A 22,185-nucleotide genomic window follows, 5' to 3' on the forward strand; every position below is an offset into this window, starting at 1 on the left:
GTTCAACTCCTTATAACGGTCCGAGGACTCGGGTAATGACAGTCAGGACGCAGACATACAGGGCGCAGTCGAACAACGCTTCATGCCAGATCCAGCGCCCGGCCGGCACCAGGCTGAGCAACAGGCGCAGGCCCCCGGTCACCAACAAGGCCAGCACGACATAAATCAGGAACGGACTGAGCAGCACTCCGCCGATCGACCACTCACGCAAGCCCATGGCTATGTTTCCCTTCTGAAGATTCGTGCTGGCGGCACCAGGCGCGCCAGCTGTTCTGTAATTGCACCACGGCGCCTTGGGCCAGCTTCAGTGCGTCGCTTGGCGGCTGTTGCGAAAGTACCCGTAAGTACTCGTCGCTCGCCTGGGCCAATGCGTCGCCCTGGTCGCCGACGGGGCCGCGCTCCAGCACCCGCTCCAGCGTTTCGAAATAATGGCGCTGGGCTGGATTTTCCGGGACTTGGGCAACCGCCAGGCTCAAGCGCAGATGGAGCAATTCGTCGCCGATGTCCAGGCCCAGCAAACCATCGTCCCAACGACTGCGCGACGGCACCGGCAGCTCGGGATAGTGACGCGCCAGTTGCAGCAGACGATCGGCCATGCGCCCGCCGAACCAGCTCTCGGCACCTCGCAAACTGCGACGGGTCAAGCGCACCAAGTCATCCAGCGTTGCCGCCAGCAACCGACGGCTGTGCCAGGCCGGGTTGCGCAAAATCAACAGATTGAATGCCAACACCGCTGCGCCAACCCCGATCATCATGGCCTGGGCGTTATTGAAAAAAGTCGCAACGTCGTACTTCATGGCGTTGAGCGGCGAGACCAGCACCACGAAATGCAGACAGAACGAGGTGGCGGTCGCGTAGAGCGGCGGCTTGGCCATGCACAGCGCCCCTAGGAACAAAGGCACGCCCATGGCCATCCCGAGCATTGCGAAACTGCTCCATTGCGGCAGCAGGATTTCACCGATCACAAACGCAGTCGGAACCGCCAGAAGAATCCCTCGCAAGAAGCTCATGCCGATCTGCGCACCGTTTTCACGGCTGGCGAACAGGCTGCAGACCACGCACGTAAGCAGCAAAGCACCCGAAGCAGCCGGCCAGGCAGTCGCCAGCCAGAAACATGCTACCGCCAGGAACGCCAAGGCGCTGCGGGCGCCGAACACCATCGCCAGGGACAGGTCCCGATGGGGCGCCAGGGTGCGTGGAGGATCGGCCGCCGCCCTGCCCTCTTGCACCGCCGACAGCGCATCGCAAGCCGCCAGGGCGGTGTCGAGCAACAAGGCGAAACGTGCCAGGCAATAACTTTGCGCCGAGCTTAACCGGGGTTCGTGAGAGGCGTCCCAGACCCGCGGTCGCAGCGCCTGCAGTGTCGCGCTGTCAGCGTCGAGGGCTTGCTGTACCTCGTCCATCCACGGCTGCAGCGCTTCGGCCTCCTGGGGCTCAAGCTGTTTCCATTGCCGGCGTACGGAGCGGGAAAGGCGCAGCAGCATCAACAGCTTCTGGCTCAAGCCGCTGATGGCCCGGGCGCGCTGGCGCCCCAATCGGCCTTCGAACCAGGCATGTTCGCGCTGGGCGTCAACCGCGACGATCTTGCCGAGAATTTCGAGCAAGCCTTTGCGTGCCTGGGCATCGCCTGCCAAGGTGGCGCGGGCCGCCTGCATGCCGCTCTGCCAGGCGGCGCGGGCCTGATCCGCCAGTTGCCGTTCAACCCGCAACGGCCAGAGCAAGGCGCTGGTCAAGGTGGCGCAAGTAATGCCCAGGCTGATCTCGGTACAGCGCGCCACGGCCTGATCGAACACCCCAAGCGGATGGGAAATGGCCGGCAGGGCAATGATCGCCACGGTGTAGCCAGCCAGTACGAACGAATACGACCAGGCGCTGCGCAACAACGTCGAACACGCCGTGCATACGCCCAGCCACAACGCCAGCGCCAGCAAGAACAACCAGGGCGCCTGGGCGAACAAGCCCATGAACACCACCGACATGATCGTTCCCACCGCCGTCCCGACCAAGCGTGCCAAACCTTTCTGTACCACCATGCCGGACAACGGCTGGGCCACGATAAACGCCGTCATCAGCGCCCACGACGGCTGCTCCAATCCCCAGCGCAACGCCAGCCACAACGCCAGGCCACCACCGAGCACGGTCTTGATGGCGAACTGCACAGCGAGGCGATCAGGGGCGAACAGAGCCTGAAAGGTGATGGGCACGCGCAAAACTCTTCTTGGGATGACGTAACGATAGATCGTGGAGAAAGCGATGCAATTATTAGGTAGCTATCTATTGACGTCCAGCGTTGATTGTTGAGAGATCTGACAAACTCTCTTGCGGATTTGTGCTGATAGAAAGCGTTCCTCGCCTCGGATGACCCATAAAAAAACGCCAGGCAAGCTGGCGTTTTTTTCGTCATACGCAAATGTTAGCTGGCGCGCGCCTGGTTGCGCAGGGCCTTGACCTGGTCATGGTTGCGTTGCACACCGTGGAACTGGCGCTCCACCAGGTCGCGAATGCCCACCAGATTGTGTTTGTTGATCTTCTCGATGGCTTCCCGATAAGCCTTCAGCGCATGGTCTTCGCCGCGCTCGGCCTCGTTCAGCACCGCTTCTTCGTCCTTGCCAGTAAACATGGATTTCACATCGACCCAACGACGGTGCAGGTCACCGGCAACGCTGGTAGAGGTTTCCGGATCGCCCCCCAGGGAACGTACGGCGGCTTGCAGCTCGGCCGCAGCAGTAGCGCAGTCGGCGGCACGCTTGACGAACAGGGCCTTGAGTTCAGGGTGCTTGATGTCTTCAGCGCAGGTCTTGAATCCTTCCTGGCCATCCTTGCTGGTCTCGATCAGGTCATTCAAGACAGAGATGGATTCTTTGTTGATGTCAGTCATTTTTCAGTTCCTTTGCTTGGTGAATAAAAACCTGCAAGGAATATTGCATCGGCCATGCCAGCCCTCGACCCAACATAAAACACATACAAATCAATCAGTTATAAAATACCTCGATTTCTGTATCCGCGTTATTTGCATGATCTGTCATTTGGCCTGCATGCAGAATGCCTGTATTTTGCCGATGGTTTTCAACAAGATATTCACCCTATGAATCCGGAAAAGCTGGAACTGCTGGTCACCCGCCAGATGCCCTTCGGCAAGTACAAGGGCCGTATCCTTGCCGACCTGCCGGGCCAGTATCTGAATTGGTTCGCGCGGGAAGGTTTTCCCCACGGCGAATTGGGCGGCTTGCTGGCGTTGATGCAGGAAATCGACCACAACGGCCTGTCGGACCTGCTGGACCCGCTGCGAGCCAAACATGGCTTGCCCAAACCTCGCTACTGACGCTGCCTTTGACTGATTGAGCCCCGCCATGCCCGAAAATACGCTGCGCGCCCACGATGAAACCTTCTGGGAAACCTTTGTCGGTCGCTACGATGTCGACGCCGATGGGCCGCTCAATCTCGAAAACGGTTACTTCGGCCGGATGTCGCGTACGGTGGTGGAGGAATATCAACGCAATATCGAGCTGGTGAACCGCGGCAATTCGTTTTATGTGCGTCAACAATTCGACCAGGAGCATGGCGAAGCGATTCGCCGAGAGGTGGCGCAACTGATCCACGCCCCAGCGTCCACCGTGACACTGGCCAACAATGCGGTTGGCGCCCTGCAGACGCTGATTCGCAACTACAACAAGCTCAAGCCTGGCGACCAGGTATTGATCAGCGATGTGGAATACGAGTCGGTCAAGAGCGCGATGCGCTGGCTGGCCCGCCAGCGCGGCGCCGAGGTTGTCGAGCTGGTCCATCCGCACCCTGCCAGTTTCGACGCACTGGTGGGCACTTACCGAGAAGCCTTCATTCGTTATCCGCGCCTGAAGCTGATGGCGCTGACTTATGTGAACCATCTGACCGGCCTGGTGATGCCGGTCCAGGCGATAGCCGAGACGGCCCAGGAGTTCGGGGTCGATATTATTCTCGACGGTGCCCACGCCTTGGGCCAGATCGATTTCAATCTCCAGAAGCTCGGCATTGAGTTTGCCGGGTTCAACCTGCAGAAATGGCTGGGCGGCCCATTGGCCCTGGGCTTTCTCTATATCGCCCCACACCGGCTTGCCGACATCGACCCGGACATGGACGAGAGCCACTACCCGTCCACCGACATCCGCTCGCGCACGCCTCACAGTACGCCCAATATCCCGGCGTTGCTGACGCTGCCGCTGGTCTTCGAAGAGCACCGGGCACTGGGCGGAGCACCAGCCAAGGGCGCACGGCTCTGTTATCTGCGGGACTTGTGGGTAAGCGCGGTGCGAGACGTGCCGGGCATCGAGGTGATGACCCCGGACGACCGACGCCTCTATTGCGGCATCACGTCAATGCGTTTCACCAAGCAGGCCGACCAGCAAGCGATGGCTGATCGGCTGCTCGAAGAGCATGGGATTTTTACCGTGGTGCGCAAGACCAGCGTCGGCCTTTGCATTCGCATTACGCCGGGGTTGATTACCTTGGGCCGTGATATCGAGCGGTTGACTCAGGCGCTGATCCATCTGAGCCGTACCTAGGACCCTTGTGGCGAGGGAGCTTGCTCCCGCTGGGCTGCGCAGCAGCCCCCCTGAACCATCGCCTCGGTGTGTCAGGCCAATCTCGCTCGGGCTGATTGGGGCTGTTTCACAGCCCAGCGGGAGCAAGCTCCCTCGCCACGGGGATCTGCAGCGAAATAATAGGCAAAAAAAAACGGTGCGCCGACCAAGCGCACCGAAAAGCCGTAGAACACACAACGAAGTTCGGTCAGACGATCAGTCCAGCAGCGCCAGCGCCTCGGCGGTGCATTCCTGGATACGGGCCCAGTCGCCGTTCTTGATCCACTCCGGATCGAGCATCCAGCTGCCGCCCACGCACATCACGTTTTTCAACGCCATGTAACTCTTGATATTGGCCGGGCTCACGCCGCCGGTCGGGCAGAATTTCACTTCACCGAAGGGTCCGCCCAACGCCTTGATGGCCGCGACGCCACCGCTGACTTCCGCCGGGAACAACTTGAAGCGGCGATAGCCCAGGCCATAGCCTTCCATGATGCCCGAGGCATTGCTGATCCCCGGCAACAACGGGATCGGGCTCTGGACGCTGGCCTCCAGCAGGTCCCGGGTGATACCCGGCGTCACGATGAACTGCGAACCGGCAGCCTCGGCGGCGGCCAGCATGTGACGATCGAGGACCGTGCCAGCACCGGTCACCAGTTCCGGGCGCTGCTCGCGCAGGACCTGAATGGCCTTGAGGCCGTATTGCGAGCGCAAGGTCACTTCCAGTGCCGTCAGGCCACCAGCGGCCAAGGCATCGGCCAGCGGCAGGATGTCTTGTTCACGCGCAATGGTAATCACCGGCAGAATCCGCGCCTTGGCGCAGAGGCTGTCGATCAGCGTCACTTTGTCCGCCATGGAAACGGTCGAGGATGGGTTTTTCATAGCGGCTGATCCTTGGTTCATGGGCACCAGTAAATCTCTAACGTAGGTTGCAGAAACGCGCGGATCGGCATCTCGGCGACGTTGTCACCGGCCGTTGCAGCGTTCAGGGTGGTCAATTTCGATTGACCGGAAATCGACAGGACCTTGTGCGTGGCCGAAGCCAGCAAGGCACGGCTCATCGTCAGGCGTTGATGCGGCACCGTCGGCGCGAGCATCGGCCAGCAACGGCGGACGCCTTCTTTATCCAGGGCCTCAGCCAGGTTCGGGCTGTCGGGAAACAGCGAGGCGGTATGGCCGTCATCGCCCATGCCCAGTATCAACACGTCAATCGGCGGCAGCTCGGCGAGCAGGCGATCTGCCTGCTCGGCAGCGGCTTCCAGGTTGGCGCTGGCGCTGTAGAGGCTCAGGAACTGTGCCTTGGCCGCGGCCCCCTGGAGTAGATAACGCTTGAGCAGGCCGGCGTTGCTGTCGGCATGTTCAACCGGCACCCAACGCTCGTCGGCCAGGCTCACCACCACCTTCGACCAGTCCAGAGCTTCCTTCGCCAAATGCTGGAAAAACGCCACCGGGCTGCGACCGCCGGAGACCACCAGGGTCGCCGCGCCTTTGGCCTCGATCGCGGCGCGCAGTTGCTGCGCCACGCTCAGGGCCAGGCTTTGCGCCAACAGCACCGGATTCTTGAATTCCAGGGCGGTGACGCCCTGGGGCAGCTTCAATTCAGATATCGCCATACCATGACCTCCCATCCCGCGTGATCAGTGCAATGGAGCTCATCGGCCCCCATGACCCAGCGGCATACGGCTTGGGCGCATCACCGGACTTCTTCCAGCCGGCGATCAACTGGTCACACCACGTCCACGCGGCTTCGATTTCATCTTTACGAACAAACAGGTTCTGATTGCCGTTCATGACTTCCAGCAACAACCGCTCGTAGGCATCGGGAATCCGTGCGCTACGGTAGGTGTCGGAGAAGTTGAGTTGCAGCGGACCGCTGCGCAATTGCATGCCCTTGTCCAGGCCTTGCTCCTTGGTCATCACCCGCAAGGAAATCCCTTCGTCCGGTTGCAGGCGGATGATCAGCTTGTTGCTGATCTGCAGGCGCTGCTCGGGGGCGAAGATGTAGTGGGACGGTTCCTTGAAGTGGATCACGATCTGCGACAGCTTCTGCGGCATGCGCTTGCCGGTGCGCAGGTAGAACGGAACGCCGGCCCAGCGCCAGTTGCGGATATCGGCGCGCAAGGCAACGAACGTCTCGGTGTCGCTTTGGGTATTGGAATTCGGTTCTTCCAGGTAACCCGGCACGGCCTTGCCTTCGCTGTGGCCGGCGATGTACTGCCCGCGCACCACCTGGGTGGTCAGGCCTTCCGGACTGATCGGCGCCAAGGCCTTGAGCACCTTGACCTTCTCGTCACGGATGCTGTCGGCGGACAGGTCGGCCGGCGGGTCCATGGCGATCAGGCACAACAGCTGCAGCAGGTGATTCTGGATCATGTCGCGCAGTTGGCCAGCCTTGTCGAAATAGCCCCAACGGCCTTCGATCCCGACCTTTTCAGCCACGGTGATTTCCACGTGGGAGATGTAGTTCTGGTTCCACTGGGTTTCGAACAGGCTGTTGGCGAACCGCAGCGCGATGAGGTTCTGTACCGTTTCCTTGCCCAGGTAATGGTCGATGCGGTAAGTGCGGTTCTCGGGAAAGAACTGCGCCACGGCGTCGTTGACCTTGCGCGACGACTCGAGGTCCGAGCCGATGGGTTTTTCCAGCACGACACGAGTGTTTTCGCTGAGACCGACTTTCGCCAGGTTCTCGCAGATCGCGCCATAGACCGCCGCCGGAGTGGCGAAGTAGGCGATGACTTGTTGCTGGGTCAAGTCGACCTGCTCGGCAAGCGCGACGTAATCGTCCGCCTTGAGGAAATCCACGTGCAGGTAAGTCAACCGCGCCAGGAAGCGTTCGATCACGGTTTCGTCGAGGTCTTTATCGCCAACATAACGCCGCAGCTCGGTGCCGATGAACGCCAAATGCTGCTGTTCGCTGCCCGGTTCGCGGGCCAGCGCCAGGATTCGCGTGTCTTCGTGCAACAGGCCGGCGCCATCGAGCTGATAAAGGGCAGGAAACAGCTTGCGAAGCGCCAGGTCGCCCAGCGCGCCGAACAAGGCAAAAGTGCACGGTTCAACCGTAATCGAATGCATGATGTTTGTTCTTTTATCAAGTTAAGCTACAAATACCTTTTTTCAAGGTATCACTCAAGGAAAAATGTAGTAATAACCACAACATTTTTCGAAAATACCGATTCCGAGTGGTGGTCCGTCGGAGCCATCAGTAGGATAGGCCACCGCAAAGGGTCGTATCAAAGACCCGTCATCTCTAGGAATCTTGTATGGACCGCGTGCGAAATCTACTGGAGCAGATCCAGAGTCGCCTGGAAGACCTGAACAAGGCCGAACGCAAGGTGGCCGAGGTGATCCTGCTCAACCCCCAGCAGGCTACCCGCTTCAGCATTGCCGCCCTCGCCCAGGCGGCCTCGGTCAGTGAACCGACCGTCAATCGCTTTTGCCGCTCGTTCGGTGTCAGCGGTTACCCGGAACTCAAGTTGCAACTGGCCCAAAGCCTGGCCAGCGGCGCGGCTTATGTCAGCCGCGCTGTGGAAGCCGACGACAACCCCGAAGCCTATACCCAGAAAATCTTTGGCAGCGCCATTGCCTCATTGGACAGCGCCTGCCAGGCCCTTGATCCAAATTTGATCAGCCGCGCGGTGGATCTGCTGATCCAGGCCCGGCAGATCCACTTCTTCGGCCTCGGCGCCTCGGCGCCGGTAGCGTTGGATGCGCAGCACAAGTTTTTCCGCTTCAACCTGGCAGTGACCGCCCACGCCGACGTGCTGATGCAACGCATGATCGCTTCGGTGGCCCACACCGGCGAATTGTTCGTAATCATTTCCTACACCGGGCGCACCCGCGAACTCGTAGAGGTTGCGCGCATCGCCCGGGAGAACGGCGCATCGGTACTCGGCCTGACCGCCGAAGGTTCGCCACTGGCCAAGGCCAGTACCTTGAGCCTGAACATTCCGTTGCCAGAAGACACCGATATCTACATGCCGATGACTTCGCGGATCATCCAGCTCACCGTACTGGACGTGCTCGCCACCGGCATGACCCTGCGCCGCGGCGTGGACTTCCAGCCGCATCTGCGCAAGATCAAGGAAAGCCTGAATGCCAGCCGGTACCCGGTTGGGGATGAGTTCAACTGACCCCGTCCTGATCGTTCCCACGCTCTGTGCGGGAACGATCATCCAGAGCTAGGCCCCCGCCCGCGCCTGCAAACTCAAATGCGCTCGCTCCCCGGGCGCCAGGCATAGGCTTGCAGTACCGCCACTGGCCGCTTCGACGCAGACGAACTCGCTGACCTCATCCCAACTTACCCCCAACAGGGGCCGCGCACCGGGATGCCAAACCACCGTATCGGCGCTTTCTCCGGTGTCGATGCGCAGTTCGCGCTGCCAGGCGTGATCCTTGAGCTGCAATTCGCCGTCATGCTGGAACACCCTCTGACAGCCGCCCTCAACCCGCAACTCGCCCTCCTGCTGGCATGCCGCACGGCTCAACTGGTCGTAACCCTGAGCCCCTTCGAGCCCAGACAGCGCTACCTCACCAACGTCACCAATACGCCAATACGCATGCAAGGCCTGGCTCAACTGGCAAGGCAGGCTGTCCTGATGCTCGGTGCTCAAGCGCAACTCCATGCGCTCGCCCAGGTCGGCATGCAGATCCACTTGCCAGTCGCACAGCTGCAATTGCCAATGCAGGTGCACTCCCTCCTCGTCGCTGGCGCTGTCGAGCAATTTCCAATCGATCAGACGGGCCCAGCCATGGGACGGCCAGGCGTTTTCGCTCGGATGACGGCCATACCAAGGCCAGCACACCGGTACGCCGCCGCGTATCGCGCCGACCTGCGGCCACTTGGCCGCACACCACAACCAGGGTTTCTGGCCTCGCGGCTGGAAGTGCAGCAATTGCGCACCCTGGCGACTGAAAACCGCCTGGCACAGCGGATGGTCGATGACCAAGACGTCACGCTGCTGATAGCGCTCCCACGCAAACACCGGACGCTCGCGCAAGGATCTGAAGAAGCGTTGTAACGGATGCTCATGCATGGGCCGCAGTCCTGGAAATCATTCGATACTCAACTCTGTACGACATGTATTTTTAGGCGAGGGAGCTTGCTCCTTCGCCACAGGCTCTGCGCGCAACCAAACGCGCTTCCCAAAAAAAAGCGGACAGCCTTGGCCGTCCGCAAATATGCGCACATAGAGGAGAGCTTATCGCAACAGCGTTAGAACACCGACTGAATTTTCAGGCCGGCCACCAGCGCGTCATCCACTTCATCAACACCACCCGGGTGAGTGACGTATTGCAGGTTTGGACGCACGGTCAGCCAGTTGGTGACATGGAAGCCGTAGTTGATTTCGTAGTTGTACTCGGTGCTGCGCAGTGGCGAGAACAGCGGATCGTCGTAATCGGTCACGCCATTGGCAACGTTGGTCAGCTCGGCGTTTTTCTTCACGTCGTCGTTGACATGGATGCGCGAGAAGCCGATGCCGACATCGTCTTTTGGACGTGCATCGAACGGCCCCTTGTACACGAACATCAGCGACTGGTAGTTGTCGACGACGTTGGTTTCCTTGTCATGGAAGGTGGCGTTGGCTGCGATGTTCAGGCCACGCGAAGCGTCACCGTTATGCGTGGTGAGCTGCTGTTGCATGACGAACCAGTAGCCGTCCTTGCTGCTGTGGCTGCGATACGGGTCACCGGTGGTTGCAGCGTCGCCGCCGTTGTCGTCCTCACGGACGTCATCCGCCTTGGCCGTGCTCTTGTAGTAACCGACGCGGTATTCGCCTGGCAGGTTATTGAGTTTGGGCGACCAGACCAGCTCGACCGGAATCAGCGTACCCTCGGTCCCGCTGCCGCTGAGCTTGTAGCGGTTGTTGTTTTCCAGTTGGGAAGGGTTCTGGTTGTACGCACCGATCTGTGCATAGAGCTCAGGGGTGATGTTGTACTTGAACCGGATCGCCGCCTGCATGATTGGCCAGTTGTACCAGATGCCGGTGGCCCAGTTACCCGCTTGGGAACCGCAGAAGGCCAGGTTCTGGAAGTCGCAAGGGAAGGTGTTGAAGTCCTCGCCCACGCCGTAGTAACCGGCCTTCACGTCCAGCTTGCTGTCGAAGTACTTCTGCTTGATCCACAACTGGGTCAGGCGCGTGGTCTGGCCACGGCCCCAGACTTCCTGGGACGAACTGAGCGTGCCGGCACGTGGGTCACCGATACGGTCGTTGGAAATGTTGCGACCATCGCGGCGAGTGAACTGGATCTTGGCTTCGGTATCGTTCCAGCCAGCCAGTTTTTCCAGGTCGAGCGCTACACCCAGGCCAAACTGCTGGGACCAGCGCGCGGTCTTGTCATCGTTGTAGCCGCCATCGAGATTGGCACCCATCTCGCCGACGAAGTCAGCCTTGATGTCGATACCTTGCTCGATCAGCTTGGTCCGCTCACCGCCCCAGTCGCCCGTCATCCACTGCGAATCGGCGCTGAACGCCTCGGCAGCGTGTGCGCTACCGGCCAGCATCATCGCCGCAACGGCTGACAACTGGCAGATAAGCTGGGCATTGTTGTTCTTCTTCATCCCTACATCCTCGTCTTTATTGTTATTAACTGTTTTTATCTAACGCGGTTTACAACGATTGCGACGGGTGGTCCCCCACCCGCCGCATACCCCCTTTGGCGGGAACAAACTCACGCCCACCTGTGTTCATTAACGGCCTTTGAACTGCGCCACATTGGCAGGTCGGTCTTCAGCCTGCGGCTGCGCAGCTACACCCAAGCGCTCGCCGGACTTGGCGTCGAACAGCAGCACTTTCGCGGGATCGAATTGCAACGTCAGGGTTTCCCCCGGCTGCGGCGCCACGTCCGGCGCCAGGCGGCAGCAGACCTTGGTGTCGTTGAGGTTGACGAACACCAGGGTGTCCGGACCGGTGGGTTCGGTGACCTCGACTTCGGCGCGAATGGTCGGCATACCGTTAGGCTCATTGCCGGCCAGCACGATCTGCTCCGGGCGCAAACCAAGGATCACTTCGCGGTCCTCAAGACCAGCGTCCTGCATGCCCAACGGCAACTCGCAACGGGCCTGGCCGCTGTCGAGCAAGGCCAGCAGGCGACCGTCCTTGCGTTGCAGGCGCAACGGGATGAAGTTCATCGGCGGCGAACCGATGAAGCTCGCCACGAACAGGTTGGCAGGGTTGTTGTAGATGTCCTTCGGCGTGCCGAATTGCTGGATGATCCCGTCCTTCATCACCGCCACTTTGTCGCCCAGCGTCATCGCTTCGATCTGGTCGTGGGTGACGTAGACCGTGGTGGTCTTCAGGCGCTGGTGCATCAGTTTCATTTCGGTGCGCATCTCGACCCGCAGCTTGGCGTCGAGGTTGGACAGCGGTTCGTCGAAGAGGTAGATCTTCGGCCGCCGCGCCAGGGCCCGGCCCATCGCGACGCGCTGCTGCTGGCCACCGGAGAGCTGGCCTGGCTTGCGGTTGAGCAGGTGTTCGATCTGCAACAGCTTGGCGACACGCGCCACTTCTTCGTTGATGTCCGCCTGTTTCATCTTGCGGATCTTCAGGCCGAACTCGATGTTCTCGCGCACGCTCATGGTCGGGTACAGCGCGTAGGACTGGAACACCATGGCGATGTCACGATCCTTGGGGCTCATGCCGCTGACGTCCTGGTCGCCGATCATGATCGCGCCGCCGGTGATGGTCTCGAGACCGGCGATGCAGTTCATCAGGGTCGACTTGCCGCAGCCCGAAGGGCCGACCAGGATCAGGAATTCGCCTTCCTTGATCGACAATTGGATGTCTTTCAAGGTGTCGGGCAGGCCCGCGCCGTAGGTCTTGTTTACATTGCGAAGTTCAAGCGTAGCCATGATTACCCCTTGACCGCGCCAGCCGTTAGGCCGCGCACGAAATACTTGCCTGCGATCACATAGACCAGCAGGGTCGGCAGCCCGGCGATCATCGCCGCCGCCATATCCACGTTATATTCCTTGGCCCCGGTGCTGGTATTGACCAGGTTGTTCAGCGCCACCGTGATGGGCTGGGAGTCGCCGCTGGAAAACACCACGCCGAACAGGAAGTCGTTCCAGATCTGGGTGAACTGCCAGATCAGGCAGACCATGATGATCGGCGTCGACATCGGCAGGATGATCCGCCGGAAGATGGTGAAGAACCCGGCACCATCCAGGCGCGCAGCCTTCACCAACGCGTCGGGAATGCTCACGTAGTAGTTACGGAAGAACAGCGTGGTGAATGCCAGCCCGTAGACGACGTGGACGAACACCAGGCCGGTGGTGGTGCTGGCCAGGCCCATCTTGCCGAGGGTGAACGAGGCCGGCAGCAGCACGGTCTGGAACGGCAGGAAGCAACCGAACAGCAACAGGCCGAAGAACAACTGCGACCCACGGAAGCGCCACATCGACAGCACATAACCGTTCAACGCGCCGATGGCGGTGGAAATCAGCACGGCTGGCACGGTGATCTTGATCGAGTTCCAGAAGTAACCATTGACGGTCCCCCAGGCCTTGACCCAGCCGATGCCACTGACCACGGTCGGCCAGCTCAGCAGGTTGCCGGTGCTGATGTCTTCCGGCGTCTTGAAGCTGGTCAGCAGCATCACCACCAACGGCACCAGGTACAGCAGCACGGCGATGATCAGCACCGCGTAGATCGCGACGCGGCTCAGGCTGATGGAAGGTTTCGCAGCGAGACTAGTCATGACGCTTGGCCCTCAGCTCGGAATACAGGTAAGGCACGATGATCGCGAGGATCGCACCGAGCATCAGGATTGCACTGGCCGAGCCCATGCCCATCTGGCCGCGACTGAAGGTGAACGAGTACATGAACATGGCAGGCAGGTCGGAGGAGTACCCCGGACCACCGGCCGTCATGGCCGCTACCAGGTCGAAGCTCTTGATCGCGATGTGCGCCAGGATCATCACGGCACTGAAGAACACCGGACGCAGGCTCGGCAGCACCACTTTCCAGTAGATGCGCGGCATGCTCGCGCCATCGATCTGCGCGGCGCGGATGATCGACTGGTCCACCCCACGCAGGCCGGCCAGGAACATCGCCATGATGAAACCCGAGGCCTGCCATACGGCAGCGATCACCAGGCAATACACCACGCGATCAGGGTCGATCAGCCAGTCCAGGCGGAAGCCTTCCCAACCCCAGTCACGCAACAGTTTGTCCAGGCCCATGCCCGGGTTGAGCAGCCATTTCCAGGCGGTACCAGTGACGATCATCGAGAGCGCCATCGGGTACAGGTAAATGGTGCGAATGAAACCTTCGCGGCGAATACGCTGGTCGAGAAACACCGCCAGCAGCACGCCGATGACCAGGGTGATGCCAATGAACATTCCGCCGAAAACCGCGAGGTTCTTGCTGGCCACCCACCAGCGGTCGTTGTCCCACAGCCGTGCGTATTGCGCCAGGCCCGCCCATTTGTAGGTAGGCAGGAAAGTCGAAGTCGTGAACGACAGGACGAACGTCCACAGGATGTAGCCATAAAAGCCCACCAGGACGATGAACATGCTCGGCGCCAGCACCAGTTTTGGTAGCCAGCGCTGCAATGCATCGAACGGCGAGGCCTTGCTGAACACAGCAACAGAACTCATGGGGAAATCCAAAAACTAGGTTACAAGGGCCTCCCTTTGTGGGAGCGAGCAAGCTCTCCCACAAAGGGTCCGCAGCGCTGATTACTTCGCAGACTGAACCGCTGCGCCAAGCTTCTTGGCGGCGTCGGCCGGGTCGGCTTTCGGGTCGTTGATGTAGTTGGTCACCACGTCAAAGAACGCGCCTTGTACCGCCAGCGTGGTCGCCATGTTGTGCGCCATGCTCGGTTGCAGGCCGCCGTTCTTGGCGTCTGCAAGGAAGTCCTTGGCGGCAGTCTGGGCGCAGGAGTCGAAACCGTACTTGCCCATGTCGGCCAGCATGTCGTTGCGCACCGGGATCGAGCCCTTGTTGATGCTGAAGACCTTCTGGAAGTTCTCGCCCAGCACGACCTTGGCGATATCCTGCTGGCCCGCCGCAGTGCCTTCGTCTTTCTGCTTGAACACCGCCAGGGAATCGATGTTGTAGGTGAAGGCCTTTTCGGTGCCCGGGAACGCTACGCACTCGTAGTCCTTGCCGGCGACTTTCTTCGCCGCGGTCCACTCGCTCTTGGCCCAGTCACCCATGATCTGCATGCCGGCCTTGCCGTTGATGACCTTGGCCGCTTCCAGGTTCCAGTCCTGGCCCTTGCCATCGGGATCCATGTAGGTCGCGACTTTCTTCAGCTCGGTCAGTGCCTTGACCATTTCCGGACCGGTCAGCGCCTTGTTGTCCAGGTCGACCAGGGCTTTCTTGTAGCCTTCGGCACCCATGACCGAGAGCACCACCGCTTCGAACACGGTGCTGTCCTGCCATGGTTGGCCACCGTGGGCCAGGGGGATGAAGCCCGCTGCCTTGAGCTTGTCGCCGGCGGCGTAGAATTCTTCGAGGGTGGTCGGGTTCTTGGTGATGCCGGCTTTCTTGAAGACTTCCGGGTTGATCCACAGCCAGTTGACGCGGTGGATGTTCACCGGCACGGCGACGTAGTCACCTTCGTACTTCACGGTATCGGAGACTTTCTTGTCGAGCAGGCTGTCCCACTTCTCCGACTTGGCAACGTCCTTGAGGACGTCGCTGTCGAGCAGGCCGGTGGAGGCCCATTCCTGAATGTCCGGGCCCTTGATCTGGGCGACACCCGGTGGGTTGCCGGCCACGGCACGGCTCTTGAGTACGGTCATGGCGGTGGAGCCGCCACCGCCGGCGACAGCGCCGTCCTTCCAGGTAAAGCCGTCTTTTTCTACCTGGGCCTTCAGCACATCGACCGCGGCTTTTTCGCCACCCGACGTCCACCAGTGGACGACTTCCACGGAACCTTTCGATTCGGCGGCAAGGGTAGTGACAGGGAATGCTGCGACGGGAAGCAGGGAAGCAAGAGAAATGACAGTAGCGAGGCGAGAAATCGCATTCATCTAGAAGTACCTTTCTTGTTGTTATGCATGCAAGTCTGGTGCTTGCGCTGCATGGATTCTAATCAGGGGTTATCCCTTCGCAGGTAACGAAGGGACGCGGATATGTCACGACATGGTTACACAGGTGCAGGATCGGATAACCGCGCCAAGGCTGACGCCATGCTCGGCGCCAACGGCAGACGCGGAATCAACACCGCCTGCCAGGCGTGATAAAGATCAGGCTTGCCCGGCCAGATGTCGGCGCTGGGGCGGTTCTGCGGATCAAGCTCGTGGTGCCAGCTGCCATTGCAGCGGTCGATGAAATGTTTGTCACAAAATTCCCAGAAACGCCGGTACCACGCTTCGTATTGCGCCTCGTCGGTCCGTTTGAGCAAGGCGCTGGCCGCGGCTGCCGCTTCGGCATGCACCCAATGCAGGCGATGGCGGACCACGGCACGGTTGTCCCAGTCCAGGGTGTAGACAATGCCTGGCGCGCCATCGACGTCCCAACCATGGCGACAGTTCTGGTCGAAGAGTTTTTGCGCGTCCTGGGCCAGCCAGCCCGGGGTCAGCATGCCGATCTGCACGCGCGCGGCTTCAAGGTGCAGCAGCAGCCGCGCCCATTCGAAACCATGGCCGGGAGTGGTGCCGTAGGGACGAAACCCATCGGCCGGGTTGTCGTGGTTATATTCGCGCAACGGCTGCCAGTCACGGTCGAAATGCTCAACGACCATGTAATCGTTGGCGGCTGCATGGCCGTGGATCACCCGCTCGACGATACGCAGCGCGCGAACCAGCCAGCGCGGGTCGTCGGTGGCATCGGCCAGGGCAAGGAAGGCTTCGGTGGCGTGCATGTTGCTGTTGGCGCCGCGATAGGCTTCTTCTTCGCGCCAGTCGCGGTTGAAGGATTCGCGCATGGCGCCCTCCTCCTCGCACCAGAAATGTTCGTCGATGATCCGCACCGCTTCCTTGAGCAAGTCCTCGGCGCCAGGGCGCTGGGCCACGACCGCGGAGCTGGCGGCCAGGGCAACGAAAGCATGCAGGTAGGCGGCTTTGCCGGTCTCGTTTTCAGCCGGATTGGCGGTGGCAAACCAACCGCCATGCTCGGCGTCGCGCAGCGGCCCCATGAGGGCTTGCACGCCATGATCTACCAGTTCGGCAAACCCCGGCAGGCCCTGGATGTGGGCCATGGCGAAGCTGTGGGTCATGCGCGCGGTGTTCATGGTTTCGGCCCGGGCATTGGCCGGCAGGCGCCCCAGCTCGTCCAGGTTACCGAAACCGTCCGGCAGCTTCGAGGCCTTGGCGAACGCCAACAGCCGCAAGCCTTCGGCAGCGAGCCATTGCTGGTGGGCAGGAGCGTTCAGCCAACTGCTGAAGGCCGGTTGGAAGGTGTCCATCGAGATACCTTTTTTGTTGTTTTGACCCGGGGAGTCTAAACAACGGGAGGTGCGCGGCAGGTAACGAAAGGGACGAGTTATGTCACCGACTTGTGACATTGGGATGGGAGTATGTTGGACCTGCTCGCGATGAACGATAACGCGGTCCGACTAATCCACACTCCGAGGCAACTGCAACGTCACCCGCAACCCGCCCTCGCGCAGATTCTGCAGGCTGACTTCGCCACCATGGCTGTGGGCGATGTTGCGGGCGATGCCCAACCCCAAGCCGTAGCCTTGTTGTTGCCCGGCGAGCCGGAAGTGCGGCTCGAAGACCTGCTCCAGGCGCTGTTCCGGCACACCCGGCCCTTCATCGTCGACGTGCAGGATGAACGCCGTTTCATCGTCATCGATGTGCAGGTGCGCCCTTTGTCCGTATTTCAAAGCGTTGTCGATCAGGTTACCGATGCAGCGCTTGAGGGCCAACGGCTTGCCGGGATACGGCGCCAGCGCCCGGCCATCCTGGGTGACCCGGCCGTTGCCGTTGGGCGCGAGATAAGGTTCCACCAGGCAATCCAGTACATGGTTGAGGTCCACCGGCTCGATGTTTTCATGGATATCGGTGTCCTTGACGCATTGCAGCGCGCCCTTGACCAACAGCTCCAGCTCGTCGAGGTCTCGGCCGAACTTGGCCTGCAGGTTTTCATCCTCCAGCAGCTCGACCCGCAACCGCAGCCGAGTGATGGGCGTGCGCAAATCATGGGAGATCGCACTGAACAATTGGCTGCGCTCGGTCAGGTAGCGGCTGATGCGCTCGCGCATGGCGTTGAACGCCCGGCCCACTTCCACCACTTCACTGCCGCCGCCCTCGGCCACCGGCTGCACTTCAGCGCCGAGAGACATATCCCGCGCCGCCCGGGCCAGGCGCTTGAGTGGCCGGCTCTGCCAGTGCACCAGCAAGCCGATGAACAACAGCAACAAGCTGCTGGTGAGCACGATGAAGCCCACCTGCTGCTTGGGCAGGTCCTGTTCTTCGAGGCTGGTATAGGGTTCGGGCAGCAGCGAGGCGATGTACAGCCATTCACCTGGCGCCATCTGGATTTGCGTGACCAGCACCGGCGGGTTCACCGGCTCGAGCGTCAACGCGTAATGAGCCCATGAGCGTGGCAGCTCGTCGAGCTTGAGCCCGCCGTTGAAGATCCGCAGGTCCTCAGGGCTGACGAACTTGACGGAGATGTCGGCGTTACTGCCCAGGGAGCGCCGCAGCACATCGTCCACGGCTTGGAGCACCGCCAGTTTGCGCGGTGTCACGGGCAGCACGTCCATGCCCAGCGGTTTGTCATTGAGCGTGACGACGAACCGTGTGCCGCCCATGCTGCGCAACTGGTCCAGCACCAAGGGCCGGTATGCCACCGGCAGCGAGCGCAGGTAGCTGACGGTGGCGGTCATCGAATGGGCAAGGCTGCGGGCGCTGGTGACCAGGCCTTCGAGCTGGGTGGCGCGCAATTGCGAGACCCAGATCAGGCTGGACAATGTCTGGGCGAACAGCACGACCAGCAGGGTCAGCAACAGCATCCGCCCCAGCAACGAGCGCGGCACCGGCACCCGTCGGACAATCTTCCTGATCGCTTCAGTGACCATTGCTGGCAACCACACTGGCTGCCAACTGATAACCGCTGCCGCGCACCGTACGAATCAACCGCGGCGGCTTGTCCGTATCACGCAGGCGCTGGCGCAGGCGACTGACCGCCATGTCGACGATCCGGTCCAGGGGCATCAGTTCGCGCCCCCGCGTGGCGTTGCCGATGGTGTCGCGGTCGAGGATTTCCTGAGGGTGGTCGAGGAACAGCTTGAGCAGGGCAAAATCGGCGCCGGAGAGAATCACCTCTTCCCCGTCGGCGTGAAACAACCGATGACTGACCATGTCCAGCCGCCACTCATCGAAGGCCAGTACGTCGCCGCCTGGCCGCTCTTGGCCGAACTGCGCCCGACGCAGCAGCGCCTTGATGCGCGCCTGCAATTCACGCGGGCTGAACGGCTTGCCCAGGTAATCATCGGCACCCAGCTCCAGGCCGATGACCCGGTCGGCCTCGTCGGAACTGGCGGTGAGCATGATGATCGGCACATGGGCCTGGCGCGGGTGTTCGCGAACCCAGCGGCAAAGGCTGAAGCCGTCCTCGTCCGGCAACATCACATCGAGGATCACCAGGTCGCTCGGCGCCTCGTTCAAGGCCTGGCGAAACCCGGCGCCATCAGGCGTGGTGCGCACCTGGAAACCCGCACGGCTGAGGTAAGTGTCCAGCAGTTCGCGAATCTCCTGGTCGTCGTCGACCAACAAAATCGATTTGTTCACTGAACTCACGGGGCCTCGTCCTTGTTGTTTGGATTGGGGGCGATTATGCCTGATGGACGGGAACTACAAACACCACATAGCCCCTTGTGGGAGCGAGCGGGCTCACTCCCACAAGGGGGATGTATTTCATATTTCAAATTGCGGTCGACTGCTCCAACGCCACGCCCGCGCCCATCAGGCCGGAGTACGGCGCCGTCACCAACCAGACCGGAATGCCTTTGAAATAATCGCTCATGCAACCCTTGTCGGCGAAGGATTTGGCAAAGCCACTCTCAAGGAAGAAATCGGCAAACCGCGGGACTACGCCACCGACGATGTAGACACCGCCTCGCCCGCCCACCGTCAGCACATTGTTGCCGGCCACGCGCCCCAGCCATCGACAGAACTGCTCAAGCACTTCCAGGGCGATGGGGTCCCCAGCCAGGCCGGCGGCGGTGATGGATTCCGGAGTATCGAGCACCGGCTCATGGCCATCCACCGCGCAGATTGCCCGGTAGACACGGGGCAGGCCGCTGCCGCTCAAGGCGGTTTCGGCGCTGACGTGACCGATCTCGTTGTAGATGTGTTGCCAGAGCTGAGTCTCGCGCGGACTGCTCATCGGCAGGTCGACGTGGCCACCCTCACCCGGCAGTGCTGCGAAGCGACCTTCGCCCAGGTCCAGCAGCGTTCCGACACCCAGCCCGGTGCCCGGGCCGATCACCACCGCCGGACGCATTGGTTCCGGAGTGCCCTGGCAAACGACCCGGTATTCATCAGGACGCAAGCAGGTCATGCCCAGGGCCATGGCCGAGAAGTCGTTGACCAGCAACAGCTTCTCCACCTCCAATGTCTTGCAGAACGCCAGGTTGCTCAGTCGCCAATGGTTGTTGGTGAAGCGAAACTCATCACCGCTCACAGGGCCGGCCACCGACAGGCACACCGAGCCAATCGAACCCGGCGCCATGCCCATGCCGCTCAGGTACACCTTGATGGCCTCTTCCGGGCAGGCGTAATCCGCCGTCGCCAGCACCTGGATATTTTCCAGGTTATGGTTTTTCCACAGGGCGAAACGCGCATTGGTCCCACCGATGTCACCGACCAAAGCCAGTTTCAATTAAGCGTCTCCAGGGCAGAAGTGAAGGCGCTGGCGCCCTGCTCTGCCGAGCTGAAGGCCATGCGCATGAAACCGAACAGCTCGCGACCAGTGCCGATGTTGTTGCCCAACAGGCCCTTGGCCGGTTCGCGCGCGGCGAATTCCTCGGCGTCCACCTTCAATTCCAAGGTGCCTTCGACGCCATCGACGCGGATGATATCGCCCTCCTGCACCCGAGCCAACGCGCCGCCGACATAAGCTTCGGGGCTGACATGAATGGCCGCCGGGATTTTCCCCGAGGCGCCGGACATGCGCCCGTCGGTCACCAGCGCCACTTTGAAGCCGCGATCCTGCAGCACACCGAGGAACGGCGTCATCTTGTGCAGCTCGGGCATGCCGTTGGAACGCGGGCCCTGGAAGCGCATCACCGCGACAAAGTCTTTTTCCAACAGGCCGGCCTTGAACGCATCCGCCAGGTCCTGCTGATCCTGGAACACCATGGCCGGGGCTTCGACGATCTGGTTTTCCAAGGCCACGGCCGAAACCTTCATCACACCGCGACCGAGATTGCCTTCCATCACCCGCAACCCGCCTTCTGGCGAGAAGGCGCGGGCCACCGGACGCAGGATGTTTTCGTCGAGGCTTTCGATCGGGCCGTCACGCCATACCAGCTCGCCATCCTCGAGGAACGGCTCCTGGGTATAGCGGCTCAAACCGTGACCAAGCACGGTGTTGACGTTCTCGTGGAGCAGCCCGGCCTCCAGCAGTTCGCGGATCAGGAACGACATGCCGCCCGCCGCTTGGAAGTGGTTGATGTCGGCCTTGCCGTTCGGGTAGACGTGGCTCAGGGTCGGCACCACCTCGGAGAGGTCGGCCATGTCCTGCCAGGTCAACTGGATGCCCGCCGCCATGGCGATGGCCGGCATGTGCAGCGTGTGGTTGGTGGAGCCGCCGGTGGCGTGCAGCGCGACAATGGAGTTGACCAGCGAGCGCTCGTCGACGATTTCGCCGATGGGCATGAAGTTGCCGCTCTGCTTGGTCAGGCGCGTGACCTGGAACGCTGCCTCGCGGGTCAGGGCATCGCGCAGCGGCGTGTTCGGGTTGACGAACGAGGCGCCCGGCAAGTGCAGGCCCATCACTTCCATCAGCAACTGGTTGGTGTTGGCGGTGCCGTAGAAGGTGCAGGTGCCGGGGCTGTGGTAGGACTTCATCTCCGATTCCAGCAGCTCTTCGCGGGTGGCCTTGCCTTCAGCGTAGCGCTGGCGCACGTCGGCTTTTTCCTTGTTGGAAATGCCCGAGACCATCGGCCCGCCGGGCACGAAGATCGTCGGCAGATGACCGAAGCGCAGCGCGCCCATCATCAGGCCCGGGACGATCTTGTCGCAGATGCCGAGCATCAACGCGCCGTCGAACATGTTGTGGGACAACGCCACCGCCGTGGACAGTGCGATCACTTCACGGCTCGGCAAACTCAACTCCATCCCCGCCTCGCCCTGGGTCACGCCGTCGCACATCGCTGGCGTGCCACCGGCAAACTGGCCGACCGAGCCGATCTCGCGCAGGGCTTTCTTAATTTGTTCGGGGAAGGTTTCGTAGGGCTGGTGGGCCGAGAGCATGTCGTTATAGGACGACACGATAGCGATGTTGGCGGCGTTCATCATCCGCAGGTGATGCTTGTCTTCCGTGCCGCAACCGGCCACGCCATGGGCGAAGTTGGCGCACTGCAGCTTGCCGCGCATCGGGCCGTCGCTGGCTGCACCGCGGATCAGTGCAAGGTAAGCCTCGCGTGTAGCGCGACTGCGGGCGATAAGCCGTTCGGTGACCTCAAGTACGCGGGGATGCATGTGTAGAACTCCAGGCTAACGGGG

Annotated in this window: 20 protein-coding genes; 3 read left to right on the forward strand and 17 right to left on the reverse strand. The window is 61.3% G+C overall.

Going from position 1 to position 22,185, the window contains the following annotated elements:
- Positions 1–10: 10 nt before the first annotated feature.
- From J3P79_RS20285 to J3P79_RS20295, 3 genes are all read right to left on the reverse strand, one after another.
- Positions 11–217, reverse strand: coding sequence for a DUF1656 domain-containing protein (locus J3P79_RS20285; RefSeq protein WP_039593791.1), 207 nt, complete (start codon positions 215–217; stop codon positions 11–13).
- The gene (locus J3P79_RS20290; protein WP_434605355.1) at positions 204–2,204 is read right to left on the reverse strand and encodes an FUSC family protein; all 2,001 of its coding nucleotides are present in this window, start codon (positions 2,202–2,204) and stop codon (positions 204–206) included. Before J3P79_RS20290 ends, J3P79_RS20285 begins: the two co-directional genes overlap by 14 nt.
- 209 nt (positions 2,205–2,413) lie before the next feature.
- Entirely contained in the window at positions 2,414–2,878 is a 465-nt protein-coding gene (locus J3P79_RS20295; protein ID WP_434605356.1) for a ferritin-like domain-containing protein, read from the reverse strand.
- A gap of 207 nt (positions 2,879–3,085) precedes the next feature.
- Here J3P79_RS20295 and J3P79_RS20300 point away from each other — a divergent pair, with 207 nt between their 5' ends.
- Both J3P79_RS20300 and J3P79_RS20305 read left to right on the forward strand, forming a co-directional pair.
- A complete protein-coding gene (locus J3P79_RS20300) occupies positions 3,086–3,322 on the forward strand; it encodes a DUF3820 family protein (protein WP_434605357.1) in 237 nt (78 codons plus the stop codon).
- 28 nt (positions 3,323–3,350) lie between these two features.
- Positions 3,351–4,538, forward strand: a complete 1,188-nt coding sequence (locus J3P79_RS20305) for an aminotransferase class V-fold PLP-dependent enzyme (RefSeq protein ID WP_434605358.1) — start codon at positions 3,351–3,353, stop codon at positions 4,536–4,538.
- 234 nt (positions 4,539–4,772) lie between these two features.
- On the opposite strand, the gene J3P79_RS20310 is transcribed toward J3P79_RS20305, so the two are convergent.
- From J3P79_RS20310 to zwf, 3 genes are read right to left on the reverse strand one after another with little or no spacing between them, the layout of a single operon-like run.
- Complete coding sequence (locus J3P79_RS20310) at positions 4,773–5,438, reverse strand: bifunctional 4-hydroxy-2-oxoglutarate aldolase/2-dehydro-3-deoxy-phosphogluconate aldolase (RefSeq protein ID WP_039593787.1); 666 nt, start codon at positions 5,436–5,438, stop codon at positions 4,773–4,775.
- A 17-nt stretch (positions 5,439–5,455) separates the two neighbouring features.
- A complete protein-coding gene (pgl, locus tag J3P79_RS20315; protein ID WP_434605359.1) occupies positions 5,456–6,169 on the reverse strand; it encodes a 6-phosphogluconolactonase in 714 nt (237 codons plus the stop codon).
- A complete protein-coding gene (gene zwf / locus J3P79_RS20320) occupies positions 6,156–7,628 on the reverse strand; it encodes a glucose-6-phosphate dehydrogenase (RefSeq protein ID WP_434605360.1) in 1,473 nt (490 codons plus the stop codon). The genes pgl and zwf overlap by 14 nt, the downstream gene beginning before the upstream one ends.
- Before the next feature lie 197 nt (positions 7,629–7,825).
- Here zwf and J3P79_RS20325 point away from each other — a divergent pair, with 197 nt between their 5' ends.
- The gene (locus tag J3P79_RS20325) at positions 7,826–8,686 is read left to right on the forward strand and encodes a MurR/RpiR family transcriptional regulator (protein WP_181289374.1); all 861 of its coding nucleotides are present in this window, start codon (positions 7,826–7,828) and stop codon (positions 8,684–8,686) included.
- Between the two features lie 48 nt (positions 8,687–8,734).
- Here J3P79_RS20325 and J3P79_RS20330 read toward each other — a convergent pair whose 3' ends face one another.
- The 11 genes from J3P79_RS20330 to edd all read right to left on the reverse strand — a co-directional run bounded on the left by J3P79_RS20330 (position 8,735) and on the right by edd (position 22,161).
- Complete coding sequence (locus tag J3P79_RS20330; protein WP_434605361.1) at positions 8,735–9,589, reverse strand: D-hexose-6-phosphate mutarotase; 855 nt, start codon at positions 9,587–9,589, stop codon at positions 8,735–8,737.
- 179 nt (positions 9,590–9,768) lie between these two features.
- Entirely contained in the window at positions 9,769–11,115 is a 1,347-nt protein-coding gene (locus J3P79_RS20335; RefSeq protein WP_434605362.1) for a carbohydrate porin, read from the reverse strand.
- Between the two features lie 129 nt (positions 11,116–11,244).
- Positions 11,245–12,405, reverse strand: a complete 1,161-nt coding sequence (locus tag J3P79_RS20340; protein ID WP_434605363.1) for an ABC transporter ATP-binding protein — start codon at positions 12,403–12,405, stop codon at positions 11,245–11,247.
- A 2-nt stretch (positions 12,406–12,407) separates the two neighbouring features.
- Positions 12,408–13,253: a carbohydrate ABC transporter permease gene (locus J3P79_RS20345; protein ID WP_434605364.1), complete on the reverse strand. Its 846-nt coding sequence runs from the start codon at positions 13,251–13,253 to the stop codon at positions 12,408–12,410.
- A complete protein-coding gene (locus J3P79_RS20350; protein WP_030139360.1) occupies positions 13,246–14,154 on the reverse strand; it encodes a carbohydrate ABC transporter permease in 909 nt (302 codons plus the stop codon). The genes J3P79_RS20345 and J3P79_RS20350 overlap by 8 nt, the downstream gene beginning before the upstream one ends.
- 81 nt (positions 14,155–14,235) lie before the next feature.
- Positions 14,236–15,537, reverse strand: a complete 1,302-nt coding sequence (locus tag J3P79_RS20355; RefSeq protein ID WP_434605365.1) for an ABC transporter substrate-binding protein — start codon at positions 15,535–15,537, stop codon at positions 14,236–14,238.
- Positions 15,538–15,653: 116 nt separating this feature from the next.
- Complete coding sequence (locus tag J3P79_RS20360) at positions 15,654–16,913, reverse strand: AGE family epimerase/isomerase (protein WP_434605366.1); 1,260 nt, start codon at positions 16,911–16,913, stop codon at positions 15,654–15,656.
- Positions 16,914–17,063: 150 nt separating this feature from the next.
- A complete protein-coding gene (locus J3P79_RS20365) occupies positions 17,064–18,533 on the reverse strand; it encodes an ATP-binding protein (protein ID WP_434605367.1) in 1,470 nt (489 codons plus the stop codon).
- On the reverse strand, positions 18,523–19,254 hold the full coding sequence (locus J3P79_RS20370; RefSeq protein WP_039593777.1) for a response regulator: 732 nt from the start codon (positions 19,252–19,254) through the stop codon (positions 18,523–18,525). The genes J3P79_RS20365 and J3P79_RS20370 overlap by 11 nt, the downstream gene beginning before the upstream one ends.
- Positions 19,255–19,378: 124 nt before the next feature.
- Entirely contained in the window at positions 19,379–20,338 is a 960-nt protein-coding gene (locus J3P79_RS20375) for a glucokinase (protein ID WP_434605368.1), read from the reverse strand.
- A complete protein-coding gene (gene edd, locus J3P79_RS20380; RefSeq protein WP_434605369.1) occupies positions 20,335–22,161 on the reverse strand; it encodes a phosphogluconate dehydratase in 1,827 nt (608 codons plus the stop codon). Before edd ends, J3P79_RS20375 begins: the two co-directional genes overlap by 4 nt.
- Positions 22,162–22,185 lie beyond the last annotated feature (24 nt).

Source organism: Pseudomonas sp. R1-7, assembly GCF_051132105.1.
Classification (GTDB): Bacteria; Pseudomonadota; Gammaproteobacteria; order Pseudomonadales; family Pseudomonadaceae; genus Aquipseudomonas.